Genomic DNA, 12,725 nt, shown 5'->3' on the forward strand with positions numbered 1-12,725 from the left:
CGCCCGGGCGCGCCGGGCAGGATCGACATGGCTTCATCGTACGCTTTCGCCGCCGGCGCGCACGCCGCCGTTACACCTTGCGCCGCCTGTTACGCATGCCGCGCCGCGCGCGTCAGGCGCGCGCGGCCGCCAGCCAGCGCAGGCCGGAGGACGTGGCGCCGGCCGGGCGGTATTCGCAGCCGATCCAGCCGTCGTAGCCCAGCTCGCGCAGCACCCCGAACACCCAGCCGTAGTCCAGTTCGCCGCGGTCCGGCTCCTGGCGCAGCGGCACGCCGGCGATCTGCAGATGGCCGACCCGCCCGGTGGGCAGGTACTGGCGCAGCCGGGCGGTGACGTCGCCTTCGACGATCTGGCAGTGGTAGAGGTCCATCTGCACTTTCAGGTTGGTCGCGTTGACGGCCTGGACCACGGCGTGCGCGTCTTCCTGGCGGTTCAGGAAATAACCGGGGATGTCGCGCGTGTTGATGGGTTCGATCAGCACGTTGACGCCGGCCGAACGCGCCTGGCGCGCGGCCCAGTCCAGGTTCTCCCGATAGCAGTCCAGCATGGCCTCGCGCGATGCGCCCTGCGGCGCCAGGCCCGCCATCACGTGCACGTTGGGGCAGGCCAGCGTCGTGGCGTAGGACAGGGCCAGCTCGATCCCGGCCTGGAACTCGTCCCGGCGTCCGGGCAAGGCGGCCAGGCCGCGCTCGCCGCGCCCGGCCACGCCCGGCGGCGCGTTGAACAGCACCTGGGCGACGCCGGCCGCGTCGATGCGTTCGCGCACCAGCGCGGCCGGCGCCTCGTACGGGAACATGCATTCCACCCCCGCGAAGCCGTCGGCCGCGGCGGCCTCATAGCGGTCCAGGAACGCGAGTTCCGGATACAGCATCGAGAGATTGGCGGCGAACTTCAGCATGGCGGACTCCGGACCGGGCGGCATGGCTGGAAAATAGCACAACGGCTGCCTCAGTATGTCATCCGCACGCCCAGCAGCACGCTGCGTCCGGGCAGCGGCGCCACCGAGGAAATGAAGGACGCATGGTTATAGGCCAGGCGGTTCAGCAGATTGGTGCCGCGCAGGTAGACCTCGTAACCCGCGCCGCCGTACTGGCCGCGGTAGGCCACCACCGCATTGACCATGTTGTAGCCGGGCGTGCTGTCTTCATAGGCCGCGATGTCCTTCTGCGCGAACACGCGCGCGTACTCCACGCCGCCCGACCACGGCCCCCATTTGACGTTGCCGCGCACGCCGGCGCGGGCCGCCGGAATCCGCGGCAGGTTGCCCTCGCCGCCAGTCAGCTTGCCGCGCACGTAGTCGCCGAACACGGCGGCCGAGAACACCGGGGTGAACTGGTGGCGCAGCTCGCCTTCCACGCCGGTGAATTCGGCGTCACGCTGGGCGTACTCGATCAGGCGGAAGTCCTCGTAGCGGTCCAGCGTGTCGGCATAGATGTAGTTCTTCACCCGGTTGTGGAACACGCTGGCCGAGAACGTGGTGTCGCCGGCGTGCTTGCGCAGGGTCAGGTCGATGTTGTGCGAGGTCTCGCGGCCCAGGTCCGGGTTGCCCAGTTCATAGGTATTGGTGGCCAGGTGCACGCCGTCGGCATAAAGCTCCTGCGCGCTGGGCAGGCGCTGCGAGCGCGACAGCGACAGCGCCAGCGAATACTGCGGCGCGAAGTCCCAGATGGCCGCGGCCGAGAACGACGTGCCCGACAGGCTGCTGCGGGGGTTGCCGCCCGCCGGCGAAATGCGCTGCCAGTCCTGGCGCGCGCCCAGCTCGAAACGCCAGTCGTTCAACTGGTATTCCTCCAGCACGAACAGGCCGTAGGAACGGGTCGTGCTGCGCGGCAGGAACGCCTCTTCGCCGTCGGCGCTGAAATCGCTGTAGGCGTTCTGCAACCCGACCACGCCGCGCCAGCCCGCCATCGGCTTGTGCTGCAGTTCCAGGCGCAGGTCGTAGCCCTTGTTCTTGAAGCGGGTGCCAACCTCGCCGCCTTCGATCTCGTCGTGCTGGTAGTCGGTCAGGCCGCCGCGCAGGCGGATTTTTTCAAAGCCCGCGAACGGGTCCTGGTATTCGGCGCGCAGGTCCAGGCGGTTGCTGCGCAGCTTCACGTAGGGCACGCCGCCGTGCTCATGCTCGTGATCGTGGTCGTGGCCGTCCTCCTCCTCGCCGTGATCATGGCCGCCGCAATGCAGGTGCGTGCCATGCGGGTGGCAGCCTTCGTATTCGTGGTTGTGCCCGGGCAGCCCATACTTGCTTTCCAGGTGCGTGAAAGCCAGGCCGACATAGCCGCGCGGCGTGATCCACGACATGCCGACCGAGCCCTGCGAGGATTCGCTGTACGAGCCTTCCAGCTTGCCGCCGGGCCAGTCCGGCACGTCGTAGTCACTGCTGCGCCGCTTCAGGCCCTCGACCCGCACGGCGAAATTGTCGGCCCCGGCCGTGATGCCGACCGCGCCCGACCGTTCGCGCGTGCCGGTGGCGCCGCGCAGCTCGGCTTCGGCTTCGACGCCGCGCTCGGGCACCGCGGTGGGGACCTTCTTGTCCACCACGTTGACCACCCCGCCGATGGCGCCGCCGCCATACAGCAGCGTGGCCGGGCCGCGCAGCACTTCGATGCGCTCGGCCAGCAGCGGCTCGACCGTCACGGCGTGGTCGGGAGAGATACTGGACGCGTCCATCACTTCGGAACCGTCGGACAGGACCTTCACGCGCGGCGCGGTCTGGCCGCGGATCACCGGACGGCTGGCGCCGGCCCCGAACGTGTCGCTATTGACTCCGGGCAGGTTTTTCAGGGTCTCGCCCAGCGTCCCAGTGCGCTGCTCGGTCAGCTCGCCGCCTTCCAGCACGGAGGCCGGCAGCGTGGTGCTGTTCAGGTCCAGGCCGAGCGGATTGGCCGACACCGTAATGGGCGCCAGCGTCGCCGCGCCCTCTTCCTGCGCCTGGGCCGCCGGCGCGGCCAGCATCAGCGCGCAGGCCAGCGGCGCCAGCCTGCCGCGAAACTCCCGTCCATGTTCCCGCCCTTGCTTTTTGCCACGCATGATGATCCTCTAAATGTTATATCATTACAAATAAAAATCGAATGATATAACATCTCAATCACTACGGACAAAAAAAAAGGCGCCCCCGGCCTTGCGGGACGCCCCTTTTGCGGCAAGCCGGCGCGCTCAGCCCGCCTTGAATTCCTTGTTCCAGAATTCCAGGATGTCGGCCTTCTTTTCGGTCAGGCCCTTCAGGTCGTAGGCGTGCAGCAGCTTGACCTCGGCGTCCGAGAAGCCCACCCGCTTGAGCGGCTCGGGCAGCGTGGCGTTGGTGACGGTGGGCGCATAGCCCATCTTCTCGGCGAACGCGATCTGGCCCTGCGGATCGAGCATGGCGTTCAGGTATGCCCAGGCCGCGTCCTTGTTGCGGCTGTTCTTGGCCACGGCGGCCTCGAACGCCACCGGCACCGAACCTTCCTTCGGGATCACGAAACCCAGCGGCAGGCCGCTGTCGCGCCATTGCAGCGCGCGCGCCTTCCACATGCAGGCAATCGCAATCTCGCCCGACTTGAAGGCCGCCGCCACCGCCTCGTTGGACGGATAGATCCGCGGCGCGTTGGGCTTGAGCTTGGCCAGGAAGCGCTTGCCGCCTTCGAAGCTCTTGGTGTCGCCGCCCGCGCCCAGGCCGACGAACACGGCGTTGTACAGGTACAGGATGTCCGAGAAGCCCACCTGCCCCTTCCATTTCGGGTCCAGCAGCACCTCCAGCGAATCCGGCGGAGTAGGGAATTTTTCGGTGTTGTAGACCAGCGTCATCGCGCTGAAGATGTGCGGGATGGAATACGGCGTCTTCAACGCGCCGATGGCGTGCGCCAGGTTGGGCAGCTTGGCGGTGTCCAGCGGCGCCAGCGCGCCCGAACGCTCGGCGTCGTACATGTCCACTTCGCCCAGCAGCGCCACGTCCATGCTGCCGCGGCGCGAATTCTTTTCGGCGCGCAGCTTGGTCACGCGGCCCACGGCGTTGCCGGTGTCGTACACCACGTTCACGCCGTCCTTGCCGACGATGGGATTGATGATTTGCTGCAGCAGGTTCTGGTAGTCGCCGCCCCAGGTCCCCACGACGATTTCCTTGCCCGCGGCTTGCGCCATGCCCGGCACCCAGCCCAGGGCGGGAGCCAGCGCCAGGCCGGAGGCCGTCTTGATGAAGCCACGGCGAGTCAGGTTTTTGTCTTGCATAACGACCTCGTATCGAAGAGAACTGACGGTTTACTGCGAAAAATCAGGCAAGCATCTCCACCGGCGCGGCGGGCGCCCAGGCCCGGATCGCCTCGGCGTCGATGTCGCGGGCGATGACGATGATGGCGTCGCGCGCGTCGGGCTGGCGCGTCAGGCGCTGCGGCGCGCTGAAGGTGGCGCCGACCGACTGGATCAGGATGGGCTCGGCGCAGTCGCTGACCCGCACCACGGCCTTGACGCGCAGCAGGCGCTCGCCGCAAAAGCCGGCCAGGTCGTCCAGCCATTCCGAAAAGTCCGTCCAGCTGATGCCGGCGCGGGCGCGCGCCGCCATGACGCGGATGCGCGGATGCGCCGCCGCCGCGCCGCCGGCGGCCAGCATGTGCGCGGCCAGCGCGGCCAGATCGGCCGTGCCCTGCGCGGGCGCGAACGCCGCCGCCACGGCGCGCTCGCGGTCCGGCTCGGCGATGACCGCGGCCAGCGGATTGAGCGCGGCGGCGCGCGCCGCGCGTTGGGCAAGGGCCGCCGCGGGCAGCAGATCGGTCTTGGTCAGCACGATGCGATGGGCCGCGCCGAACTGCGCCATGGCCTCGTCCATTTCGGCCAGCGCATCGGGATCGCGTCCGCAGTCGTCGGTGCAGACCACTGTCAGCCGCAGGCCGCGCCTGGCCAGCTCCGGATCGGCCAGCGACGCGATCACCGGCCCAGGGCGCGACAGGCCGCTGCACTCCAGGATGACGCGCTTGAGCGGCCCGGCGCCGGACGGGCGCGGCGCGTCCAGCAGCGCGCTCAGCGTATGGACCAGGTCGCTGCGCAGCGAGCAGCAGACGCAGCCGTTGGCCAGCAGGGTCATCGGCACGCTGTCGCTGTCGTTGGCGACGATGGCCCCGTCCACGCCGACCTCGCCCGCCTCGTTGACGATCACGCCGGTATCGGCCGCGCCGGTGCGCAGGTAGTCCACCAGCAGCGTGGTCTTGCCGCTGCCCAGGAACCCGCAAAGCAGGAACAGATCGACCGCCATGTCAGGGCGCCGCCTGTCCGTCGTCGCACGGCGAACCGGCGGGCGAGCCGCCCAAGGGCGGACGTTCGCCGTCCGGATCGCCCGCCCAGCTGTCGCGCACCATGTTGCGCACGTCGGCCAGCAGTTCGGCCGTGTCGTACACCACGCCGGACTTGATCGTAGTCTCCAGGCAGCGCTGCCATTCGACCTGCGCCGTCTCGTCGTTCAGGCGCATGGCGCCGGTGCCGAACAGCAGCTTGAAGTCGGTCAGCGGATTCTGGTTGTGGATCAGCAGGTCGGCGCGCTTCTGCACGTCGATGGAGCCGGTGTCGTCGTCGATGCCCAGCAGCGCCGCGCTCTGCGAGGTGGCGGCGCGCAGCACTTCGATGGGATGAAAGCCCGCTTCCTGCAGCAGTTCCAGTTCGCGGATGAAGCCGAAGCCGTAGATCTGGTAGATGAAGCCCGAGTCGCTGCCGGCGCACACGCGCCCGCCCTGGTTCTTGTACTCGTTGATGAACTGCATCCACAGGCGGTAGTTCTGCTTCCACTCGATCTCGTTGGTGGTGCTCCAGCGGTACCAGTAGGCGCCGTGCCCGCCGCGCTGCGGCTGGAAGTATTTCCACACCGCCTTCCAGGTGTACTGGTCGTGCCAGTCGGCGCGGCGCGCGCGCATCAGGTCGCGGTTGGCGTCGTAGATGTTGAAGGTGGGCACGAAGGTATGGCCCAGTTCCAGGAAACTGTCCATGACCTGGCGCCATTTTGCCGAACCCGGCTGGGCGGCCTGCATGAAGGTCTGCCCGGCGGCGGCGAAGCGGTAGTACTCGTCGCTGTAGTTGTAGTCGGTGGGAAACGACTGCACCACGCGGTCCTCGAACAAGGCCTCGGGCAGGCCGTAGTAGTGCTCGGAACTGGTCAGGCCCCAGCGCGCCGACTTCAGCGCGTTGACGCGGGTGACGGCCATCTGCGCATGGTGGCAGCCCGAGCGCAGGCCCAGCTGCGCCGCCTCGTCCAGCGCGGCCTGCATGATGGCCGGCGGCGCGCCGAAGAACTTGATGCCGTCGGCGCCGCGCGCGGCCAGCTTGCGCACCCACTCGCGCCCCTGCTCAGGCGTGTGGATGGTCTTGACCCGGTCGTTGACCGCGGGGAACACCGAATGCACGATCATGCGCGGCGCGGCGATCTTGTTGGCCGCCGACAGCTCGCGCTGCTCCAGCGTCCAGCCCAGCCCGCCCATGGCGCCCATTTCCCGCACCGTGGTCACGCCGTGCGCCAGCCACAGCCGGTAGATGTAGTCGGCCGGCGGCACGATGCCGCTCATGGCGTGGTACGGCGTGCCGATGTGCGCGTGCGCGTCCACGAACCCCGGCGTGACGAACTTGCCGTGGCAGTCGATCTCGTGGTCGCCCGGGCCGGGGCGCCGCTTGGGGTCGATGGGTTTGTGCGGCGTGCCCACGTTGACCAGCGCCGTGATCCGCTCGTTCTCGATCACGATGTCCACCGGGCCCCAGGGCGGCGCGCCGGTGCCGTCGATCACGGTGGCGCCGCGCAGGATCAGGCGCGGAAACGGACCCAGCCCGCGGTCGCGCGGCGCCGGCGCCGAAGGCGGATGCCAGCCCTTGGCGGCGTTGACGTCGCGCGACTCTTCGCCGACCTCGGATTGCAGTTGCGTGGGATCGCTCATGGCGCCTATGCCCCCAGTCCGTCGTGTTCGATGACGCCGCCCTTCATGATGAGCGCGAGGTGTTCGCCCTGGCCCAGCAGGCAGGAAAGGTCGCGGTACGGATTGCCGTCGACCAGCAGCACGTCGGCCAGCGCGCCGGCCTGGATGCGCCCCAGTTGCCCCACCTGGTTGAGCACCTCGGCGGCGGTGGTGGTGGCGGACTGGATCACTTCCTGCGGCGTCAGCACCTCGGCGCGGATGCGGAACTCGTCGCTCTGCAGGCGCTGCGACGGCCCCAGCAGGTCCGAGCCGAAGCCGATTTTCACGCCGGCCTTCTTGTAGATTTCCAGCGAATGCAGGCCCGCGGTGCGCACGGTGGCGATCTTGGCCACCGAGTCCGGCGGCAGGCCGTAGTCGGCGCCCTCGTTGGCCAGCGCTTCGTAGGTGACCAGCGTGGGCACGACGAAGGCGCCGCGCTCGGCCATGTAGCGCGCCACCCGTTCGTCGACCAGGTTGCCGTGCTCGATGGTGCGCACGCCGTTGCGCACGGCGCGCTCGATGGCGTCGGCCGTGTAGGAGTGCGCCATCACATAGGTCTGGCGGCCGGCCGCCTCCTCCACGATCACGCGGATTTCATCTTCCGAATAGCCGTAGGACGCGATCGGGTCGGTCGGCGAGGCCACGCCGCCGGAGGCCATCATCTTGATCTGGTCGGCGCCCATCTGCAGTTCCTGGCGCACCGCCTTGCGCACATCGTCGATGCCGTCGGCCACGCGGCCGATGTCGCCGGCGCGGAAGCAGCAGCCGCAGAAGCTCATGGGGCGCAGATGGTCGGAGCGCGGCCGCGGGTCGCCGTGGCCGCCGGTCTGGCTGATGGCGCGGCCCGAGATGAACAGGCGCGGCCCCTGGACCGTGCCTTCGTTGACGGCGCATTTCAGGCCCCAACCCGCGCCGCCCGCGTCGCGCACGGTGGTGAAGCCGCGGCGCAGCATCGCGGCCATGATGGGCACGGCGCGCATCATCACCAGCGCGTCGGGCAGCACGCCCTGGGCGCTGAGGTTGAGCTGCGTGGCCATCACGTGCGCGTGCAGGTCGATCAGCCCCGGCATGAGCGTGCGGCCGGCGGCGTCGATCACGCGCGCCGACGCCGCCGCGATCGGCCGGTCGGAGACTTCCTTGATGACGCTGTCCTCGACCAGCACGTGCTGGCCTTCCAGCAATTCCGCCTGCAAGGGATCGAGCAGGTTCGCGTTCTTGAACAGTACAGAAGCCATGAGGAATTCCTTGTGTGGCGCCGGACTCAGGACGCCATGGTCTTGAGGTAGCGGCGATGGATCAGCCAGTTGGAAATCAGGGCGATGACGAGGGTGCCGCAGACCAGCACCACGGCCAGCGCGGCGCCGAACGGCCAGTTCGAGGCCTTGGTGATCTGGTCGTACAGCGCCGGCGCCATCATGGTCAGGCCGGAGCCGCCCAGCAGCACCGGCGTGGCATAGGCGTTCATGCACAGAATGAACACCAGCATGGTTCCCGCCGCCACGCCGGGCGCGGCGATCGGCAGCACGATGCGGCGCAGCGTGGTGAAAAAGCTGGCGCCCACGTTGCGCGCGGCCTCTTCCACCGACAGGTCCATGCCTTCAAGCACGCTTTGCAGCGTCAGGATCAGGTACGGCATGACCACGGCGGTGGTGCCGATCACCACGGCCGTGGGCGTGTACATCATGGTCAGCGGACCGTCGATCAGGCCCATTGCCTGCAGCACGGCGTTCACCACCCCGGCGTTGCCCAGCGCCACCATCCAGCCGGCGGCGCGCACCACGTTGCCCACCATCAGCGGAAACACCAGCAGGATCACGAACAGGCTCTTGTAGCGGCTTTGCGTGCGCGCCAGGAAATACGCCACCGGAAAGCCCAGCACCAGCGCCAGCACGGTGCACAGCCCGGCGATGCCCAGCGTCGTCAGGAATACGTCGCGGTAGTAGGGGTCGCCGAAGAACTTGGCGTAGTTGTCGAAGGTGAAGGCGGACTGCATCAGCTCCGCGGGATCGAAACGGTTGAAGCTGTAGCGCGCCAGCTGCAGGATGGGCACCATGATGATGGCCAGCACCACCAGCGAGGCCGGAAACGCCAGCCCCGGCCCCAGCCAGCCCCGGCGGGGCCCGTTCTGCGTCGCGGTCGTCATGGCGGCTCCTATTGCGTGAACGCCACGCAGTCGTCCGACTCGAAGCACGCGTAGACGCGCTCGCCGGCCGCCGGCTGCGGCTGGCGCGCGCCGGCGTTGACGACCTGGCTGAGCATGCGCTCGCCGCCTTCCAGCTGCACCCGCACCTCCAGCACCGAACCCAGGTACAGCGAGGACTCGACCACGCCCGCCAGCGCGTTGCCGCCGGCCGGCTGCGCGCGCAGGCTCACGCGCTCGGGGCGCACGCCCAGGTGCGTGGCGCCGGCGCCGCCGGGAGCCGCGATGCGCTGGCCGGCGTCGGTCTGGAATACGTTGCCGGCTTCGCCGCGCCCCTTGAACACATTCATCTTGCCCAGGAAATCGGCCACGAACAGATTGGCCGGCCGCTCGTACAGCGCGTCCGGCGAGCCGACCTGCTGCACGATGCCGTCGTGCATGATGGCCATGCGGTCGGCGATCGCCAGCGCCTCTTCCTGGTCGTGCGTGACGAATACCGTGGTCAGGCCCAGGCGCTGCTGCAGCGCGCGGATCTCCTCGCGCACTTCCACGCGCAGCTTGGCGTCCAGGTTGGACAAGGGCTCGTCGAGCAGGAACACCTTGGGCTCGATGGCCAGCGCGCGCGCGATCGCGACGCGCTGCTGCTGCCCGCCGGAGAGCTGGCGCGGATAACGCTCGCGCAGCTCGCTCATGCGCACCATGTCCAGCACACGCCTGATCCTGGCGTCGCGGTCGGCCTTGGGAACCTTGTGCATCTCCAGCCCGAAGGCCACGTTCTCGGCCACCGTCATGTGCGGGAACAGCGCATAGCGCTGGAACACCATGCCCGTGTCGCGCTTGTGCACCGGCAGGCGCGTCACGTCGATGTCGCCGATGCGGATGCGTCCGGCCGTGGGCGCGATGAAGCCGGCGATCATGCGCAGCGTGGTGGTCTTGCCGCAGCCGCTGGGGCCCAGGAACGCCACCAGTTCGCCGTCGCCGATCTCCAGCGAGAAATCGGATACCGCCACCGCCTGCCCGAACTGCTTGCGGATGTTTTCGATAGAGACCTTCGCCATCTTCTATACCACCTGACTGAGTTTCACGTAGCGGTCGGTCACTAGCATGATGATGCCCAACAGCAGAATCTGCACCGAGGCCACCGCGGCGATGGTCGGGTCCAGGTTGAATTCGAGGTACTGCATGATCGCGATCGGCAAGGTGGTGCGGCCGGGGCCGACCAGCGACAGCGACAGCTCCAGGTTCTCGAACGACACCACGAAGCTGAACAGCGCCGCGGCCACGATGGACGGGCGCAGCATGGGCAGCGTGACCCGCATGAACGCGACCGGCGCGCTGGCGCCCAGGTTGCGCGCGGCCTCTTCGATGGAGCCGTCCAGGCCAGCCATGCCGGCCGTGACCAGCCGGACCGTCCACGGAATGGTGAGGCAGATGTGCGCGATCACCAGCCCGCCGAAGGTGCCGATGATGTCCTGGTCCAGCGCTTCTTCGGCGCGCAGATAGAACAGGTAGATGCCCACGCCGGCCACGATGCCGGGAATCAGCAGCGGCGACAGCAGCAGGGTGTTGATGCTCTTGCTGCCGCTGAAGCGGTAGCGCGCGATGCCGACCGCGGCCAGCACGCCCAGGGCCACGCCGATGGCGGCCGCCACCAGCGACACCTGCAGGCTGAAGATGAAGCCGTTGGCGAAAGCCGGGTTTTCCCAGGCCTTCACGTACCAGGACAGCGTATAGCCCGACGGCGGGAAGTAGAGAATGGCGTCCTTGAAGAAGCTCAGCCAGACCACCAGCACGATGGGGCTGAGCATGAACGCGTACATGAGCACGACGAAGACGCGATGCAACCACGTCGCCCACGGAATCACCCGCAGGGTCCGGTCCCGGACGGCCGTGGCGGCCGAGTTCAAAGGAGGCGCGTTATGCAAATCCCTGGTTCCTTGTCAGCAGCAGCCGGCTAGTATCCTGGGTAGAAACCTGCGGTATCTACGGTTAACCAGAGCATATCGACGGGTTGCTGCGCGGCTCAACTAGGGATAACCCATTATTGCGAGCCTCTTGCATGCGCGCGGCGGCGCGCCCGCCGCGCGCGGGTGCAACCCGACGCCGGAAATGGCGGCGGCAGGTGCAACCCAGGTTCCCGTGCCTAGTGCGCGCGGCCGGCGATCTCGCCCACCACGCGGACCCGCGCCCGGACGGCGTTGCCCGGCAGGTAGGCCAGCGGAATGTCTTCCTGTTCGATCACGCTGATCGTGGCGGGGTCCGCGCCGGCGGCCACGGCGCGCTCGACCGCGATGCCGCGCGCACGCTCCAGCAGTTCCTCGCGGCCCAGGTTGGTGAAGATCTGGTCGACCTCGCCCGAGACCTGCGCGATGGCCGCGCCCACCGCGTTGGCCACGGCGTGGTTCTCGACGCGCACCACTTCGGAAAAGCCCGCGACCCGATCCGGGATCAGCACCGAGCCGCCGCCCACCGCGATCAGCGGCACCTCGCGCGCGTCGCTTTTCATGCGGTCGCAGGCTTCGGAAATGGCGTCGTGCATGCGCGCCAGCGCGCCGCGCACCATCGCCGGGTCCAGATGCGCCACGCGGGAACGGTCGCCGATGTCCGCCAGGCCCGCGGCAACCGCGATGTCGGTGCAGGTGAGCTGCGTGCCGCCGAACACCAGCGCCTCTTCGAGCAGGCGGTGGCCGACGCTGACCGGGCCGACCTGCAGCGTCTGCGGGTCCACCAGCGTACCGCCGCCCACGCCGATGGACAGCAGGTCGGGCATGCGGAACGCGGTGCGCACCCCGCCCACTTCCACCATGTTGTTGGCCTGGCGCGGAAAGCCGTTGTGCACATAACCCACGTCGGCCGTGGTGCCGCCCACGTCGCAGACCACGGCGTCGTTGATCGAGGCCAGGAACACGGCCCCGCGCATGGAGTTGGTGGGGCCGGACGCGAAGGAATGCACGGGAAAATCGCGCGCGTTCTCGGCCAGCGTGACCGTGCCGTCGTTCTGCGTCAGGAAGAGCGGCGCGCGGATGCCGCTGTCGGCAAGCGCCAGCACGAAGGCGTCGGTGGTCTTGTGCGCCAGGTCGATCAGCGTGGCGTTCAACAGCGCCACGTTCTCGCGGCCCAGCAGGCCGATGCGGCCCAGCTGGTGCGAATAGGTGATGCGGCAATCGGGATGCTCCTGCAGCAGGATCTCGCCGGCGCGCAGTTCGGCCGCGCCGATCAGCGGCGAGAACACGCCGCTGACCGCCACCGTGGAAATGCCCGAGGCGCGGATGGCGCGCGCGGCGTCGCGCACCGCGCGTTCGTCCAGCGGCATCAGTTCGCGTCCGTCGAATTCATGGCCGCCCTGCACCAGGTAGGTGCCGCCGTTGACCTTCTGCGCCAGGTCCTCCGGCCAGTCGCAGAACGGCAGCAGCGAGGCAGCGGCCGGCAGGCACACGCGCAGCGCGGCGGCCGGCTCCAGGTCGCGCCGCTGCACCACGGCGTTGGTGAAATGGGTGGTGCCTATCATCACCGCGTCGGGCTCGCCGGCCTGCGGGCAGGCCTGGATCAGCGCGGCCAGCGCGCGCCGCACGCCGCTGGTGACGTCAGCGGTGGTGGGCGACTTGACCGCGCCCAGCACCTTGTTGTCCTGCACGAATACGGCGTCCGTGTTGGTGCCGCCTACGTCTATGCCTATGTGTTTCATGTGA

At 68.6% G+C, this 12,725-nt stretch carries 10 protein-coding genes; all 10 read right to left on the reverse strand.

Going from position 1 to position 12,725, the window contains the following annotated elements:
- Positions 1-112: 112 nt before the first annotated feature.
- A complete protein-coding gene (otnI, locus tag AC1M14_RS24420) occupies positions 113-898 on the reverse strand; it encodes a 2-oxo-tetronate isomerase (protein WP_111826798.1) in 786 nt (261 codons plus the stop codon).
- Between the two features lie 50 nt (positions 899-948).
- Positions 949-3,024, reverse strand: a complete 2,076-nt coding sequence (locus AC1M14_RS24425; protein ID WP_479730589.1) for a TonB-dependent receptor domain-containing protein — start codon at positions 3,022-3,024, stop codon at positions 949-951.
- A gap of 126 nt (positions 3,025-3,150) precedes the next feature.
- A complete protein-coding gene (locus tag AC1M14_RS24430) occupies positions 3,151-4,200 on the reverse strand; it encodes an ABC transporter substrate-binding protein (RefSeq protein WP_102775346.1) in 1,050 nt (349 codons plus the stop codon).
- A 43-nt stretch (positions 4,201-4,243) separates the two neighbouring features.
- Positions 4,244-5,218: a CobW family GTP-binding protein gene (locus AC1M14_RS24435; RefSeq protein ID WP_479730590.1), complete on the reverse strand. Its 975-nt coding sequence runs from the start codon at positions 5,216-5,218 to the stop codon at positions 4,244-4,246.
- Between the two features lies 1 nt (position 5,219).
- A complete protein-coding gene (locus tag AC1M14_RS24440; protein ID WP_102775344.1) occupies positions 5,220-6,878 on the reverse strand; it encodes an amidohydrolase family protein in 1,659 nt (552 codons plus the stop codon).
- A gap of 5 nt (positions 6,879-6,883) precedes the next feature.
- Positions 6,884-8,131 carry a metal-dependent hydrolase family protein gene (locus AC1M14_RS24445; RefSeq protein ID WP_479730591.1) on the reverse strand — a complete coding sequence of 416 codons (1,248 nt, stop codon included), beginning with the start codon at positions 8,129-8,131 and terminating at the stop codon, positions 6,884-6,886.
- A gap of 26 nt (positions 8,132-8,157) precedes the next feature.
- Positions 8,158-9,039 carry an ABC transporter permease gene (locus tag AC1M14_RS24450; protein ID WP_102775342.1) on the reverse strand — a complete coding sequence of 294 codons (882 nt, stop codon included), beginning with the start codon at positions 9,037-9,039 and terminating at the stop codon, positions 8,158-8,160.
- 8 nt (positions 9,040-9,047) lie between these two features.
- Entirely contained in the window at positions 9,048-10,094 is a 1,047-nt protein-coding gene (locus AC1M14_RS24455) for an ABC transporter ATP-binding protein (RefSeq protein WP_479730592.1), read from the reverse strand.
- 3 nt (positions 10,095-10,097) lie between these two features.
- A complete protein-coding gene (locus AC1M14_RS24460; protein ID WP_246842540.1) occupies positions 10,098-10,856 on the reverse strand; it encodes an ABC transporter permease in 759 nt (252 codons plus the stop codon).
- Positions 10,857-11,179: 323 nt separating this feature from the next.
- Positions 11,180-12,721: a hydantoinase/oxoprolinase N-terminal domain-containing protein gene (locus tag AC1M14_RS24465; RefSeq protein ID WP_479730593.1), complete on the reverse strand. Its 1,542-nt coding sequence runs from the start codon at positions 12,719-12,721 to the stop codon at positions 11,180-11,182.
- Positions 12,722-12,725: the final 4 nt, after the last annotated feature.

It is taken from the genome of Achromobacter sp. SX5 (genome assembly GCF_056711425.1).